We start from the raw sequence: 15433 nt of genomic DNA on the forward strand, positions 1-15433 counted from the left end.
AGAACAGTTGACCTTGGTCACTCTTCAGACGGCCCATCATGGATCGACCTCGCCGAGATTCGCGTCAACACAACGGAATCACGGTTCGTGACTTGTCTCGACTTTTGCAACAAAATCGGCCAGAAGGCGACTTACTGACATCGAGCGGCAGTATGACAATTGCGGGTAATTTGCCACGACGAGCTGTGCAGGAGGTCTATCGCAAAATCGTCACGCGGCCAGCCAGCGCAGGGAGCTGATCAGAAAGGGACCTGAAAGTTCAAGCCGCCGTACACGCCCTTGCCGTAGTTGCTATCCCGCACAAAGCCGAGCGAGACGCCCGTGTTCATACCAAGGATGGTAAACCCAGTAATGTGTCCGCCAAGGCGAACCTGGTTATAGGTCCAGCTGCCCGAGTAGGCTGCTTCGGGCCCCACGAAAACGTTGGGCGCGATTGCAATGCCCGTCTTGCCCTGCACGTAGTAGAACTCCGACGCCGTATTGTAGTGCGCCTGGACATAGACCATCGTTTGGTCGGTCGGCTTGCCGTAGAGAGAGGTTAGACTAGCCAAAAATCCCGTCTCAGTCGGCGGACTCTTTTAGGCGCTTCTAGAATGAATGAAAAGAAGACTCCTGTTCAGTCCGCCGCCTGATTTGGTATGCAGTCTAGCGCGGCTGGCTCGATCTGCACGAGAGCGGTACCTACGTGCGGCTGCTAACACTCGGCGGGATCTGCTGCCAGCCGTAGGAACCTAGCATCACTGCCCGGCTTCTGTCTCGCTAGCTCTCTCCGTCGAGCTGGCGGAGCGGCCCCGGCCCACCTTCCAGCCCCCATGAAGCCGGGGCCCATCTAACCTCCCCAGTGAGGCGGACTTACTTCTGGGTGTTCCGCTTATAAATACACGCTTTTGGAACAAACGAAGATTTATTAAAACCACAATCTGTTCTCGCCCGGAGAACTGCGGGCCCGCCAGCGAGAAGCCGCCCGCTAAGGCGGCCGTAGTTTGTTGAGCTTTTCTTTCATTAGTGAGGGGACACGATAGCCGCCAAGCTGAACGCCAGCACGCAGGCGGCAGCCAATGACCAGAAGGCTATTGCGGTCTCTTTGGGCATGAGGCGCCAACGTGAGCGCTGGTCGAGTTCCTACCGGCGGTTGGTCAACCGGTGGCGGTGTTGTGCAACTCAGCCGCCAAATCGGCTCTGAGTTGGTCCTCCAGCTCGCGGATATGCTTCGCCGTTGGGCCGTCCGGAAAGTCTTTCGCAAGCTGGCGACAGTGTGCCAGCTTCCGCTGAATTGCCAAGATATCCCGGTCGCTTTCCATGGGGTAAAACCGCCTTCGGACTGCCACCTTTCATATGCCAAATGGGACGGGCGACGGCTAAATCAAGCTCGCGGCAAGGCATCCTGCAAAAAGCCGGCCCCGGAGGATGTTTCCTGAGGCCGGAAGTTCTACGCGTCGCTCCGAGATATCCCCGGAGCTGGAGACGAATGCGCCCAGATTGCCGAATGTTCCCGACCCTCATGGGATAGCAGAGCCGGCGCCCTGATGCATGTTAAGCCTTCTGCCGATTGTGAAATAGATCACATTGCGAGCCGGGGATGCTGCGTTACGATCAACGCACCGGGGCTGGCTAAATATTTCACTTAGATCTTTTCACCCGGAACTTTTGACCGCGCTGGGCCGCAGCAGCAGTCCCCTGCTGCGGCCTTCGTGTTCACGGCGCTTAGCGATCAATCTGGCCGCCGTACTTTGTATCAATGAGTTCGGCGTCCTGTGCCATTGGAGAAGGTATTGTGCCCAAGCAAAATTGCCTGATCGTTCGTGCTGCCGGAAGACAACTAGATCTTTTGCGCGGCGAGGCCTCCCGCATCGCGAAAAGCAATAACGTCGATTGGTGGATCGATCGCGCGGAAGTCGGCACTCGCTTCTGCTTCGAGGATGCAAAGGCGAAAGAGTCATTCGCTCTCGCTTGTGACAACTTCGGTATTCCCCGCCAAGACGGTTAGCCCGCGGGCCATCTCACCCAGATCCAACATAAGAAAAGCCCGCCGGCTCCGGTAGCCGACGGGGTTCTCAATGCCCATGCGTACCGCGGTACTCGTCACCAATCCGCGATGGTCAATCGTACCGCGCTACCCATTGACGCCGGGTTACCAGGCGCTGGCAGTCGCGCGTTCGGCGCAGGAACGTCTAGCCTTGCACAATATTTCGTGCCGCCAATTCCTGGTCCAGCTCCTTCAAGCGAACGATTAGATTTTCAACGATCTCCATGCAATCGGAATGCCTCAACGAGTGCACGCCACGCGCTGCCAGCTCGCGCTCCAAGATAGTCGCCACGATGCTTTGGATGCTCACAAATCCCCCCGTAGAAAACATTGCCCCTCAAGGGAAAGGCCGCAGCGTGGTTCCAGCCCCCACTGCGGCCATCCCGGACAACTGCAAATAAATGAGTACTTAAATCTCCCCGGTGTTCTCACAGTAGAACACCCCGTTCCGAAAATGGACTCCGTACAACTACCGGAGGCGCCTTGCCACTTTAGAGCGAACATGGCACGACTGGCTTTCCAGCCCCCAATACTCCTGGCAGCCGATCCAATTGCGGATCAGAGCGCCGGGAATGCCAGCCTAAGGATCTAACAGAGATCGGCCCATCGCCAAACGCGCGTCGGACGATGGGCCGTCCCGGGTGGATGGTGCGGACCTGAACGGATCCAGGCAGCGCGCCACAGACCAATCTCAGAACCTCTCGCGTGGAGAGTCGTTCCCGTCAGACGGAGAGCACGGCGCCACGGTGCGTCACTTACCCTTGATTTTCTTGATTTGCAGGACGTATTCGTTTGCGAGATCAAGAAGCCGTTGAGCCGTACTTTGATCAGTGATTTGGCGAGCTAACCTTCGACATTGCTCCACCTTTGCCAGCAGCTGCAACTGTAGCTGCCAACGATCGTCCAGTGCTTGAACCATGCGGTGTTACTACACCTGCGCGGCACAGAGCGCACGAATGGATAGGCCCGTACTGCTACGGTCCCGCGCGGCAGTTCCAGCTTCAGGGCTCTGCCCTATGGTCCCACGCCTCTTCCAGAGCACGGAGGTCATCCAGCAATGCGGCCTCAAGTGCGCGAATATGTTGGCCGGTCAGACCGTCCGGGAATCTTTCAAGAGCTGCCGACAGCGCTCCAGCCGCTCTTCGATTGCCACTTTGTCCCGCTCGGTATCCACAGGATCGTATGACGACCGGAACGGCAAAGGTTCAACTTATGCAACTTTCAAATTCAAGCATTGATGTCAGACAGCTTAGCGCTGGAAGAGCCTCCCTACTGAGGCGGCGTTACTCTCGCAGCGGGCTTCTATGGCGCGAGCGTTTATCCGCCTCCTCAGCCATTTTCAACCAGATCAGCGGCAAGGCGTACTTGCGAAGCAAAAGACTGGTGTCACGAAGATCGCAAAGAAATTGAAGCGAACGCCGGGCGCGACGGCGGCTAAGGCATTTGTTCTTGGCTTGTCGCTAAGCACGCAATAGCGGGCACCTACTCGGTCATCCGACAGCGCTCTCGCTCCACGTAACCTCGATCTGATAGGATGCCGCGCGATGCGACGCGGGTTTCTGTGCGCCGTTGATCGGGCGCAGTATTTTCGTTAAGCATTTCCGACTATGCGGATATCATGTTTCGCGCGTTGGGGCAGTTGTTGTTGAGAGGTTCGGTGAGCGTGGGAGGCGCCGCTTTGACGACTCTCTGCATCGTCGGAGTCTTATGGTTGGCGGCAACGCACTTTCGGCCCAACAATCCAACTGTCGCCGAAACCATTGCCATCAAAAACGGTTGCATACCTAGCCGCTGCGGCACGAAAGTGAGCGCTGAGCACTAGCGGGGACAGCGATGCTCTCCGGGATCGAATACCCACACTGGTTGATGCTCGCCGGGGCCGTCCTCGTGCTGGCGGGATTGGTCGGATGGGCGTTTCAAAGAAAGCGCCGAGCGGCCGAAGTGCGAGAACCCGCGGCACGCGAAACTGATCAACCGGCCGTCGAGCGGGCGGCGAGTACCAAACTTCCATCAGAAGACCGAACCAACGCCAAGGTTAAACCCGTCCGCCGGCGGGACATGACCGGGTGAACACGCCTTGCTGCTCTATCCGGTCGTAACGAAACGTGCAGCCGTGCCTGAGCGCAGGCGAAGACTTAGGCCTCCGCAAGTGCGAGCCCACCTTTCCCGCCGAACGCGTGTTCGATATACCGGTCCCGAATTATCACCTGCTGGCGCGCGCCGATATCATCGAAAACGCTTGCCAGCCGGAGCAAGTAGTCTTCGCGCGTCTCCATGAACGCGTCGGGGATCAATTGCCGGCTTTCAGCGATTTGGCGGTGTCCAGATGCTTCTGCAACGTATCTATCTGGCCGGAAGCATATTCTCCGGCAGCATCCTTACTCCGTGACGCCTTCTTGTACTCGGCGATATCCTTTTGGTGGTCTGCGACCATGTGAGTCGCGAACATCTTATCGAAGCCCGCGCCGGACAGTTTCGACATCTTGTCATGGTCGGCTTTTTGCTTCGGATTTGGTCCGCTTGGTGAGTTCATTCCAAGTCCTTGGGCGGCATCTAAAGCCTTCTGGTTGGCGGCAGCGTGGTCCGTGGAAAGCATTCTGCCAAATGACTTGACGGCATCGCTTTGACCGTTCTGCTGGGCCAGCTCTCCCATGCTCACTTCAGCGAAATTGCCCTCGATTGCTTTCTTGAGGAACGTCTCGCTTTGCTTATCTTTCGCGGATGCGTTGGCAATTGAGAGCGCCATCAAGGTTGCTGTCCCGAGCGACACAAGCATTCTGTTCATCGGTAAACTCCTATTCTTTGCCGTGAACACGCCAATCCTGGAAGAGGTTCCAATCGAGCGCATGGCCCACGTTGCCTCTAACACTGCGGGCGCAGGTACGAGCGGCGAAGTGAACAGCGGCTCAAATCCTGGAGATGCGGAACGTCCGGCTGGTCCGATAACCGACCACGGGCGCCGGTCTGCTCGGTGCACCAGTCCTTCGAACGTATCCGGTCCCGCCCCCGTCTGCAGACCCGTCTCAATCGCCGCGACATCCTTGTGGGCCTAAGCGATCCACCGCCGAACGCCCCTCCTGGCATTCAGCTCGACGCCACGGTGCCGACCTATCTTTAGATCTCATTCCGTCGCAGTAAGGAGCGGTCAGCAGCAACTGGAACACGGCTCGAGCTGCCATCCTACGGGTCGGCTTCTCTCCGTTCCGACCAGGAGAACGTCACCGCCTGAAGCTGAGACAGACCACCGCCAGCCGCGACCGCGCCGGTGGATCCAAAGATCAAACCAGAGCGAAATCGCCAACGGTCACGGCGCGAGCACCCTGAAACAAGCACCTGGAAATAGACAGGACACATTACAAATCTGACAGACCAACTTTCGGCTAATGTCAGATTTCCAAGGCGTGATACCATTTGGAAATAGTTGAAGCTTAAAGCATCCGCCTCCTCGACGATCTTCGATAGTGATCTATATACATTACGACCGCCTCCGCGTCGCGCGCTCGCGATGCTTTCAACCTAATCCGCGCTGCTTCACCGAAAGCGTGAACTGAATGTCACATTCCTCTACCGACAAGATCGCGCTCTTCATCGATGGAGCCAATCTCTACGCGACGGCAAAAACTCTCGGCTTCGACATCGATTACAAGCGCCTGCTGAAGGAGTTTCAGAGCCGCGGGACGCTGCTTAGGGCGTTCTACTACACCGCGATCATCGAGGATCAGGAATACTCCTCGATCCGGCCGCTGATCGACTGGCTCGACTACAACGGCTACACCGTGGTCACCAAGGCGACCAAGGAGTTCATCGACGCCTCCGGCCGGCGCAAGGTCAAGGGCAACATGGACATCGAGCTCGCCGTGAACGCCATGGAGCTCGCCGAGCACATCGACCAGATGGTGCTGTTCTCGGGTGACGGCGACTTCCGGTCCCTGGTCGAGGCCGTTCAGCGCAGCGGCGTGCGGGTCACCGTGATTTCCACGATCGCGAGCCAGCCGCCGATGATCGCCGACGAGCTGCGCCGCCAGGCCGACGTCTTCACCGACCTCGTCGAGCTGCAGTCCAAGCTCGGCCGCGACCCGTCCGAACGCCCGGCCCTGCGTGATCGCGAACCGCGTGGAAACATGCCAAAATTCTTGCAAGAGCCGAAAGGGAACGACCCTGCCGGCTAGGCTGTTAGCGATCGCCGTCCACTTTGGTACTTAGGGCCTGTGAGCAGCGGGGCGATTCGTGCCTGGCATGATGTTCACTATGGCGGCCATTGCGCTGGGCGCCGATCGGATCGATAGTCACCCTGTTCGAAGTCTGTTCGAAGTTCGTGCGGCAGTGGATCGAAGGCGCTTCAATAGGCCAGCGTCGGGCAACTGAGGCGCCCTACTCTTTGTCCTCGGTCCAAGTTTGCTCACCGCACTGGCACTTGAACATGCGAACGATCCCCCCGGTCTGGGGATTGAGCATCTTCACCGCGAGGGCTGGCCTTTGGCCACAGTGGTTGCAGGGCTTAGTTGGATTTGGCCGATAGCTGGAAAAGACTTCGTTCTTAAAGTCGCGGTCCACGCTACTGCCCTCGCCGAGAGGACTCACTAAGTGCGAAAGTGCACACACGTTCCAATAGCCTAAGTTATAGGCGTTGCCAAAAGAGGGCAGGAGCGGAAATCCGGGGGCGTCTATTCCGGTGGCTGCAGGCCGGGGGATCTCAGCCATTCGCTCATGTGTGATCCGGTTTCGGCTTGGCGGGCTTTGCGGATCATGTCCTCCCGTGCGCTACCATGTGGAAGCGACTTAGCTTCCTCGCGGAGGCGCTTCGCTTCTTCGGCAAGCCGTGTTTCAAGTGGGGATGATTGCACGAGGCGGTGGCGCGATCCCATGGCTTTCTCTCCACGATGATACAACCGCCGATCAAACGCGAAAATTCCGGGCGGGTTCCCTCAAGCCGCTGTGATCGAACTTCGATATTTGGAGTCGCGCTTTGTTCTTTGGGACTAAATTCCTTGATCCATCCCAACCGTCGAGAACGCTCGAGAACAAGCCCGCCAGCCTAGACCGGCGGGCCTCCTGTTTATCGCCGGATGAAGCCATTTCGCACCCCGGCGAAATCTTCTTGAAACATAACAGGTCGAAGCTGACCGCATAAAATACGGGGATACCACATGCTCGTCCTGATGAACCTGATTTGGCGTCGGCTTGCCTACACAATGCTGATCGGTATGCGCTCTAGGCTCGTCCGGCAGTAAGGGTGAGGCGGCTTTCGTCAGGAGGCCACGACCATGGCCAAAAGAGATCGCTATAGCGCTCTGGTCCTTGGCTGCTGCAAGCGTAGTCGCATTCAGTATGGCAGCGCTCGATGCGGCCCACTAGAAGAGACACAGACCCGCGAGCGTGAACCTCGGCAGAAGTGGCGCCGACCGGAGCTGCCTGCTATCTCCCAGCGCCCCTCTCGCTCCCCAGCAAAGGCCCATGTCTCCGGCCAGACGTTTCACCGAAGCGATATACCTTCCAAGCGCGGTGGCTATTCGGTCGCGGTCGAGCCCGCGTTGACCATTTTGATCAGCGTCTGTACCTCGCCCTCTCTGCACCGCTTAGGTTTGTGATTTTGCATGCGCCACGGTCCTTCGCGCGCGAGAATAGCAAAACTGTTCCCGTTCTCGGAACTAAGTGCCCGCAAGATGGATTTCGGTTCCGCAGAAATTGTGTTTGCAAACGGGGCAAAGTTAGCGCAGGATTTTGTCACCGGGGCTGGCTGCATATTTTACTTTCGATTTGACCCGGGCTTTTTTGGCAATGCGCGGGCCGCAGCGGTTTAAACCTCCCGCTGCGGCCTTCGTATTTGCGGTGCGGCTGCCAGCATGAACCGGCACGCGATCAGCCACGAACCTTGTCGCGCCGGTTGCTAAGAACTTATGCGAGGCAATATCCAGACGATGCCACCCACTCCCGTTCGCATCCGTAAGCACGAAGCTGTGCCGTTAACCGGCAGCTATGAAGTCAATTTCGCCGATGGTCGGCCGAGCGTTTACTTCTATTGGGACGATATCGCGGGACGGCGGCTTGCACCGAGCCTATTGACCGGGGCAGAAGCGCTTGAACAGGCCCGGGCACTCGCAAGAGCGGAGCTCGCCCGCTATCGAGACCAGGAAGGATAGAAGAACGCAAGCTCGCGCGACTGGGGATTTTCCGGGTTGACCCAGCTAAGTGGAACCACAAGGAGCGGCGGCGTTTGAGTCATCGCCGGCTCGCCGCCTGAGCTGGCGGAGCGGCCCCGGCCTACCCCACCAGCCCCCCAAGCTGGGGCCGCCTCTCGGCCGTCCGTAGTATCGGAGTAAGTGTATGGGTTCCTCGCCCTCGATCGTGCCAACCGACCGTCTCGACCGAGACATTTACATCGTGTACATCGTGCTCGAAGACTTTGGCGCGCGCGCCGGCTGCGCCTGGCGCGAGACGGACGAACAGCAGACCGATCTCGAAACAGTGCTGCAAGGCCTCCTCTCCGGCCAGTATGTCTATCCGGTCCGTATCGTGTGCTTCAACGCGAGCGAAGGATGGTCGCGCGACGCCACCTCCGACATCGCCGACGCGCTGGCCCAGCGCGCGGTCGACAGCGATGACGAGGTCTCGGCCGCCCTGCAGGGCTTCATCAGCGCCAATGCCACCAGGCGCTTTGACGTACAGCTCGCGCCTGCCGTTGCGGGGAGCTGCGTGATGTTCCGGGAAGGCAAGCCGGAAGGCCCTGCGCCTCAAGGCGAGAGCAACCACTTCATCCGCTGCACGATCTGCGACAAGATGCTGGATATGCGCGACCTCGGTGACGTGCTCGACCATCTGCACGGGCAGGAGATCGAGGAAGAGCCCGCGGCGCATTGATGGAGGACCGGACGTGACATGCGCCCGCTGCGACGGCACCCACTGGGTTTGCGAATACCATCCCGACCGCCCCTGGGAGGGGCCAAAGGCCTGCGGCTGCGGCGGCGCCGGCGACCCCTGCCCGGCCTGCAACGATGCCGCGCCAGACGAGATGCCGCTGCCGTCCGGATTTGAAAACAGCATCACCAGCATCGACGTCATGCGCCCGCTGTTGAGGAACCAGGCTGGAAAGCCACGTCGGAAGCCGCCGAGCTAGGACGTTTACTCAGGAACGTCGGCTTACCGACGCAAAGCGCGCAAGTCCCCCACCTTAGCCGTGATCGGCGGCTCGAAGCGGATATTCGTATCGGCGGGATCTGGCTGGAGCGCGAGAAAGCGATCTTCGTTGCCGAAGAATCTAGGAACGCTGGCGAATTTCATGGTTTACTGAAGCATCACCGGCCGAGGCTTTGTCCGTAGGCGTCGGTGGCTGAGAGAGGTCGCGCTCCCGCCTGCATGTGCAAGGGAGTGATCATGCCGCACCGCAAGTTAATAGCGCGCCTACAGGCAGTCGGCAGTCTATTCGAACGCGATAAGGTTAGACTCGCGCGCATACCATACAAAGTGAAGTCCCTGGCTGATGGCGAATACGCCATGCGCGAGGGAGACAAGCCCAGCAGCTGCATCGTTGTGATCGACGGCTTTCTAGCTCGGCAAAGAGTGGTGAATGATCGAAATCAGATCTCGTCATTCTACCTGGCTGGGGACATGCCCGACTTGCCTACCCTGCATCTGCCGATTGCAGATTGTGATCTGTGCAGCGTAGGCAATTCGACGATAGCCGCTGTGTCTCATTCATCTCTCAGAGAGATGATGACCGAATCTCTCGGACTTACACACGCGTTTTGGCGCGAAACGCTGATACAGGCGGCCATCTATCGCGAATGGGTTGAGAATCTCGGAGCCCGCCAAGCCTTAGGTCGACTCGCGCATCTTCTGTGCGAGCTTACCACTCGCATGGAATTCGTTGGGCTGGCGGACAACGGCAGCTTCCGGATCCCGCTCACCCAGCAAGATGTTGCCGATGCATGTGGGCTTTCGATAGTTCACGTGAACAGGACGATCCAGGAACTCAGGGGTTTGGGCCTCATCGAATGGGAAAACCACACCGTTACTCTGCTCCGCGCCGACGAACTGCAAGCTGTAGCCGAGTTCAGCCCTGAATATCTGCATGAGTTGAACCCAAGCGCAGGATCAACTCTCAGCAAATCTGGCTCAGGGTTTTAGGAACGGCCGGGCATTTACTAACTTAGCGCCAAATGCCGCGTTTTCATTTCGACTATCATGAAGCGGAACGGGTCACTCTCGACGAGTTCGGCCAGGACATGCAGAGCGTTGTTGCAGCTCACAGGATGGCCATGGTTGCCCTGGGCGAGGCCGTGCGCGATTTTACCCTTGCTGCTCGTCCGGGCACCATCGCGATAGTCGTTAGGAATGACGGCGGCGTTCTCCTGACGGTCTCTGCCACTGTTGAGCAGACTGAAAGCTGGTGACCTTCGTGTCCCCCCCTTGCTTCGCCACCCTTTCGTCTGTTGGCCTAAGCCAAAGTCTGCGACCTCGGAGACCATCGGCTCATCGGCCGCTGTTGGCGGTCCGGACAACAGGCGGCCAGCCGCTTAATAGGTACATGGCCTAGCGTGCAAAAAGGACAGCGCCGCGCTCCTATCGCTTGCCGAAGGGTGTGATATCTTGTCGCCTAAAGTTTGACCGATATTTTTTGAAGACGCTGCCAATTTGTTGGTGCCCCGGTGGGGAGTTTTATTCATGCAAAGAGATTTAGCCGAAAAACGTGACGCGGCCAGTGCCGCTGAGGTGGATGAGTTCGCCTCCGAGCCTCGGGCGCCCAGCAGACCCGCAGCTGCAAACGATAACATTGAGGACGGCTCCTGGCTGCTCGTTCCATTTCCTGACGGCTGGTACGCGACGTGTTGAACATGGTCCAAGATCGGGACCTAGCTTCCGAGTGCGCCTAAAATTCCGCTCGGCACTGCGAAGTGGTTCTCCGCTCTTTTCCGCCGTGTCCTTGGCGAACTTGTCCTTACCGCCGATTTTGCGGTTTGATCTGCTTGTCGCCGCCCTTCCTCGTCTCCAGATGCACCGCCTCTAAGCCGCTTTCCGCTTTGCGACCAGCTTACCCCGTTGTGCCGCCGTCAGGTCGCGGCGGATCAGGTCTTCGTCCATCTCAGCGAGCCAAACGACCGCTGACTAACAAGAAGGCACATCGAAATTTGCCGAGAGCAGGAACACTATTCACCGGGGCGAGGTTTGTTTTTCATCGGAGGCTAAGGATCGCGGAGTTCTCTTCCATGGCCACCCAGATCGTAGGGGACAGCTCAGGCGACAGCAGACATTTCTTTGAGCAAGACGACCTCAACGGGCTCGCCGAGGCTGAGCGGCGCTTCAAGAAATTTACCGGCCAAGGATTTACCGCTGCCACTCGGACGCCGGCCGGCGATCTCAAGCTGATACGGTCATTTGATCCAACAGCGGAGGAAACGCTGTTCTATCCGCACTTAGTCGGCGGTTAGAACCGTTACAGCACCAAAGATGTTTTTGTTCGGACGTAACGTCGCCCAGGGCGCGCGTCTGCGTGCCCTCTATCGGAGCTTCAACGAGCAAAATGGCCCGGAAGCGCGTGCACGTCGTCTTTTGCGGGAATGGTTATCTCCAGAACAGCGCGCGCAATTTGATGCCAATGGCTTTTTTGAAGTCGCTGGTTCTCTTACTGGCCGTCGATACCGAATTTATCAGGGCACGATGAGTAATGTTTTGGAGCTGGATGAAAAACTGGAGCCTAAGGTGGGGTGGTGCTTCCTCCCCGAACGGGCGTTGGCGATTGGCGATGTGATGCTCGCCCAGAAGATCGCACTCGAAACTGACGGAGCCGCAGTTCTCGCGATCGCGAAGTCGTTTTCTCCGAGACTGCCGTTTGTGCCCCGAGCAGTAGGGCGCGGTCACTAGAGCTGATCATGGGCGGGGCCGTCGCTTGTGACGGCGGCGACCCCTCGCCGCGAAGGCGCCGTTACGCGAGACGAGGACGACTTCGCGACTGCATCCAGCGTCGGCTCCGCCAGCGGCAGGCGCAAGAACGTCCGTGCGTTAATGTTACTTAGGCTGCTTGCCGGCGTCTGATGGCTTTACTGATGGAGACCGCGAGGCGATCTCTCCAACCTTTTGTAGCGTACGTGCGAACTCAGACCGAAGATGTTGGGAGTGCGCGACGTCCCTCGGCTCTGACAGAAACGCGATCTTCACGAGGAAGCGGTTCAACAACGACGCTATTCGAAAATTGTCGGAATGTTGCGAACGCAGTCCGGTGAGTTGCCGACGCATCTCGACGAGATCAAGCGGTTCGTGGTCCGGCTGGCTTTTCAACGAAATGGCCTGCAATCGAACGAAGCGTCGCGTCGAATATGTTGGCGCGACGACTTCGCCATGGGTGGACCCGGACGGGAGCAATGTCCGATGCGCCAAGATAACCCGCGGAAGGCTCGCCGCAATCTAAGGTTCAAATTAAGCTTGATGTGCAGGCTGGAAGTTAATTCGGGAACCGGGAAAGCCGACCGAAGGTGCTGAACCGGTAAATCCTTAAGGAACGTCTAGGCCCGTGTCGGAATTCTTTGACTGAGCAACAGCTGCAAAAGTTCGATGCGCTGCCATATCTTCACGCTCGACGACTGGGGCAAGACGCTGGACGTGCAGGAGATCGAGTGCGGCAGCGCGGAAGAGGCTCTTCAGCTTGGCTCTGCCGGGGTGGCGAACCAACCGATCGAAGTGTGGTGTGGTCCACGGCGGCTCGGTCGCTTTGAGCCAGAGCGAAGGCAAGGGAGACCGCTGCCGCGCCTCCGCGCACTCTTAGCCTTGGCCGAGCGTCGCCTTCATGAAGGCGAGCAACACATCAGCCAGCAAGAGACGCTGATAAACCGACTCAAGCGCGAGGGGCGCGATCTTGCTCTCGCGTTGTCCGTCCTCGACACTCTGATTGAGACTCAAAAGGCTCATTTACAGGAGCGGGGTTTGATCGTTGCCGAAGTGGCAAAGCGAGTTGGATGAATATGCCCGCAATCACAGATCACGATCACGGCCAAACGCTCTCGACTGCCCTCTGTCCTGTACACCACCCGTCGGGCAGCCCGTCTTACGCCATGCCGCAGGCGACGACTGCCGGCCGTCTTACTGTGAGGATCGCCGATGTCGGATGCGCCAAGCCGGTAATCTTCGCTAACGATTGCTCTGTCGTTGGCGCCGCAATCAAAGCGAACGTCGCGTCGGGATAGCGCGTCCACACTTCGATGTCGTCTGCCGTTCAATGACGACGCTTCTTTCCGTCTGGATTGGGAATAACGTGGCTTGCGTCAGGCTCTTCAATGCCTTGATTTGATTTCGTCGGAGGAATTGCAACCGCACGGATCACCGGCACCACACTGGCAGCCGAGCTCTGCACTCCATGCCCGGTCCCGGTGGTTCTCGCAGACAAAGCCTAAGCCAAAGCAGATGGGACAGTTGGGATCGTCATGGCATGAAAAAGCGCGCGGGCCTTGCTCCAAAGATCGCAAGCATACCGCGCGCCTCGGTTACGCCGCCAATTCTTTGCGAACCGCGGCGGCCGAATTGCCTACCTTGTCGACGGCCTTCTGCAGCTCGTCGCTGGAGACAACCAAGCTCCCTGGTCCAATATTTGACCTCGAAGTCTTCATGCATGTTGATCTTGCTACGGTCGCGCTGGTCCCGTTTGGTGAGATTGTCGCTCATGTTCCTCCCCCATCGCCTGTACAAGCCGTTCATCGTCAAGAACGGTCAGCAGGTCATTGATCGTCTTCTCGCAGTCCCTCGGGCCAGGCTCGACATAGCGAGCCAGGATGGCTTGGGCTTTTTTTACCACTTGGGTTACGCGGTCCGGCATGCCGATACTCCACTCACTGGCAAGGAAAACGCCCGTAAGAACGGTGTGTTCCCAAAAGGAAGGCCTCCGGAAGGGCGGAGGCCTAGTCTGGGGAGGTTACATATAGCTTGGAAAACTTGACCTGCTTCGCCCCGTTCCTACCGCTGCGTATGAAGCTGGCGCCTCTGCGCTGATCGCTTAATCTGCGTTATAGGTGCGCTCGAGCAGGAGCCCTGCTTGGCCCCGTTGTGAGCTTGTCCTGCCTTTGGCAGCAATGGCGAGAGGCTTCAACAGAGCCCGTCTGCTTGGAGCGTTGGCGCTTCAAGGCCACCGCATCTTCATCGCTCACGCAGAGGTATCACTAGCCCGCGTGCTGAGGCGTCAAATGTACATCAGTTATTTCTTGGACAACCCTTTGAATGAACTGGCGCGCAGCAGGCCTTCAGAGGTGATGTCCCGGTATTCGATCTCGGCGTAGAACTTCGGATCGACCCACGTGGCCTTCGGCTTCTTGATGGGCTTTGTGAGCTTCTGCTTCGGGCTAACGACGGTATCCAGGGCCTTGCGGATCTCCGCCGACTTCGTCCGGCTCCAACCCGTGCCGACCTTCCCCATATACCGCAGCTCCTTGCCCTCCTGCTTGCCGAGGTAGAGCGCGGCGACGCCGGACGGGTCCTTGACGAAACCAACAACAGGGAATTTTTCGCGGTGCACCGTCTTGATCTTCTGCCAGGCCTCAACCCGCTCCGACCGGTACGGTGCGTCAACCCGCTTGGACACGATGCCCTCGTAGTTGAGCTTGCTCGCCGCCTCGAACAGCGCCTGCCCATCACCTTCGTGGTGCTCGCTGTAAAAAATGGGCGCTTCCAGCCCGTTTTCTTCTATCAGCTGCTTCAGCAGCTCCTTGCGGGCAAGCTGCGCATGTTTCCGAAGGTCTACGCCGTCCAGCCACAGGAGATCGAAGGCGAAGAAAACGAGGCGGTCCTGGTCGCCTCTGCCGAGGTCTGCCTGGAGTTCGGAGAAGTTGGTGCGCTCTTCGTGGATGACGACCACCTCACCATCGACAATGGCTTGCCCTTCGATGTCGAAGGCGCCCGCAATGACCGAGAACCGGTCGACCCAGTTATGGCCGTTCCTGGTGAAGGCCTTCCGGCTGTTGCCGTCGATGTGGAGCTGGATGCGGTAGCCGTCGTATTTGACTTCGTGAATCCACTGAGCCCCCGAAGGAGCTTTCATCTTCAGGGTCGCAAGCTGGGGACCGATAAAGCCCGGCATGGAAGCTCGCGGCTTCTTGGCCGGTGCTCGGGTACGCTTTGCCACTAACGCAACTCACAAAAAAGCCCGCCGTCGGTGGGGGGAGCCGACGGCGGGGCAGTCTACCTACCTTACTGAGGACTCTCCAACCGCGAGGCTCATGCGCCGTTCCCAGGCGCTCTCACATACAACCGCAATTGAGATTCTAGGTTGTATTTTCAACGTCAACGAGAACGGCCGCCGAACGGTTAGCGAACGCGGTGTGATACAGCGTTCTTCAGGAGGAACGCTCTCAGTACTGGGGCCTCTTCAAAAGCTCCGGCAACCGGGAGATTGCCTTTGCAATCCTTCTCGCCTCGTCTCGGGTAAGGAAT

General features: G+C 58.4%; 14 protein-coding genes and 3 pseudogenes. 10 read left to right on the top strand and 7 right to left on the bottom strand.

Going from position 1 to position 15433, the window contains the following annotated elements; all coding sequences use genetic code 11:
- Positions 1-239 precede the first annotated feature (239 nt).
- Positions 240-551, bottom strand: coding sequence for a cellulose biosynthesis protein BcsS (gene bcsS / locus IVB36_RS18855; RefSeq protein WP_247392721.1), 312 nt, complete (start codon positions 549-551; stop codon positions 240-242).
- Between the two features lie 1223 nt (positions 552-1774).
- Here bcsS and IVB36_RS18860 point away from each other — a divergent pair.
- The gene (locus tag IVB36_RS18860; protein WP_247392722.1) at positions 1775-1987 is read left to right on the top strand and encodes a hypothetical protein; all 213 of its coding nucleotides are present in this window, start codon (positions 1775-1777) and stop codon (positions 1985-1987) included.
- A gap of 2329 nt (positions 1988-4316) precedes the next feature.
- On the opposite strand, the gene IVB36_RS18865 is transcribed toward IVB36_RS18860, so the two are convergent.
- Positions 4317-4811, bottom strand: coding sequence for a DUF4142 domain-containing protein (locus IVB36_RS18865; protein ID WP_247298989.1), 495 nt, complete (start codon positions 4809-4811; stop codon positions 4317-4319).
- 766 nt (positions 4812-5577) lie between these two features.
- On the opposite strand from IVB36_RS18865, the gene IVB36_RS18870 reads away from it, so the two are divergent.
- Positions 5578-6195 carry an NYN domain-containing protein gene (locus IVB36_RS18870; protein WP_247392723.1) on the top strand — a complete coding sequence of 206 codons (618 nt, stop codon included), beginning with the start codon at positions 5578-5580 and terminating at the stop codon, positions 6193-6195.
- A gap of 495 nt (positions 6196-6690) precedes the next feature.
- Here the strand turns inward: IVB36_RS18870 and IVB36_RS18875 are convergent, their stop codons facing one another.
- Both IVB36_RS18875 and IVB36_RS18880 read right to left on the bottom strand, forming a co-directional pair.
- Complete coding sequence (locus IVB36_RS18875; RefSeq protein ID WP_247298984.1) at positions 6691-6891, bottom strand: hypothetical protein; 201 nt, start codon at positions 6889-6891, stop codon at positions 6691-6693.
- 843 nt (positions 6892-7734) lie between these two features.
- The gene (locus IVB36_RS18880; protein WP_247392724.1) at positions 7735-7893 is read right to left on the bottom strand and encodes a hypothetical protein; all 159 of its coding nucleotides are present in this window, start codon (positions 7891-7893) and stop codon (positions 7735-7737) included.
- 457 nt (positions 7894-8350) lie between these two features.
- Between IVB36_RS18880 and IVB36_RS18885 the strand changes: the two are divergent.
- The 8 genes and pseudogenes from IVB36_RS18885 to IVB36_RS18920 all read left to right on the top strand — a co-directional run bounded on the left by IVB36_RS18885 (position 8351) and on the right by IVB36_RS18920 (position 12976).
- Positions 8351-8723: pseudogene (locus IVB36_RS18885) on the top strand (hypothetical protein).
- The gene (locus IVB36_RS18890; RefSeq protein WP_247392725.1) at positions 8723-8884 is read left to right on the top strand and encodes a hypothetical protein; all 162 of its coding nucleotides are present in this window, start codon (positions 8723-8725) and stop codon (positions 8882-8884) included. The pseudogene IVB36_RS18885 and the gene IVB36_RS18890 overlap by 1 nt, the downstream one beginning before the upstream one ends.
- 13 nt (positions 8885-8897) lie before the next feature.
- A complete protein-coding gene (locus IVB36_RS18895; protein WP_247392726.1) occupies positions 8898-9140 on the top strand; it encodes a hypothetical protein in 243 nt (80 codons plus the stop codon).
- A 257-nt stretch (positions 9141-9397) separates the two neighbouring features.
- Entirely contained in the window at positions 9398-10150 is a 753-nt protein-coding gene (locus IVB36_RS18900) for a Crp/Fnr family transcriptional regulator (protein WP_247392727.1), read from the top strand.
- A gap of 32 nt (positions 10151-10182) precedes the next feature.
- Positions 10183-10416 carry a hypothetical protein gene (locus tag IVB36_RS18905; protein ID WP_247297055.1) on the top strand — a complete coding sequence of 78 codons (234 nt, stop codon included), beginning with the start codon at positions 10183-10185 and terminating at the stop codon, positions 10414-10416.
- A gap of 813 nt (positions 10417-11229) precedes the next feature.
- A complete protein-coding gene (locus IVB36_RS18910) occupies positions 11230-11451 on the top strand; it encodes a hypothetical protein (protein WP_247392728.1) in 222 nt (73 codons plus the stop codon).
- A 19-nt stretch (positions 11452-11470) separates the two neighbouring features.
- Positions 11471-11884, top strand: coding sequence for a hypothetical protein (locus IVB36_RS18915; protein ID WP_247392729.1), 414 nt, complete (start codon positions 11471-11473; stop codon positions 11882-11884).
- Positions 11885-12571: 687 nt separating this feature from the next.
- Positions 12572-12976 (top strand): hypothetical protein, encoded by a 405-nt coding sequence (locus IVB36_RS18920; RefSeq protein WP_247392730.1) that lies wholly within the window; start codon positions 12572-12574, stop codon positions 12974-12976.
- Between the two features lie 459 nt (positions 12977-13435).
- Here IVB36_RS18920 and IVB36_RS40455 read toward each other — a convergent pair.
- From IVB36_RS40455 to ligD, 3 genes and pseudogenes are all read right to left on the bottom strand, one after another.
- A pseudogene (locus tag IVB36_RS40455) lies at positions 13436-13546 on the bottom strand (hypothetical protein); the annotation flags it as partial.
- Positions 13498-13675 (bottom strand): annotated as a pseudogene (locus IVB36_RS18925) (DUF3606 domain-containing protein). The pseudogenes IVB36_RS18925 and IVB36_RS40455, both read right to left, overlap by 49 nt.
- Before the next feature lie 526 nt (positions 13676-14201).
- A complete protein-coding gene (gene ligD, locus IVB36_RS18930; protein ID WP_247392731.1) occupies positions 14202-15080 on the bottom strand; it encodes a non-homologous end-joining DNA ligase in 879 nt (292 codons plus the stop codon).
- Positions 15081-15433: the final 353 nt, after the last annotated feature.

This window comes from Bradyrhizobium sp. 35 (assembly GCF_023073215.1).
Taxonomy (GTDB): domain Bacteria; phylum Pseudomonadota; class Alphaproteobacteria; order Rhizobiales; family Xanthobacteraceae; genus Bradyrhizobium; species Bradyrhizobium canariense_D.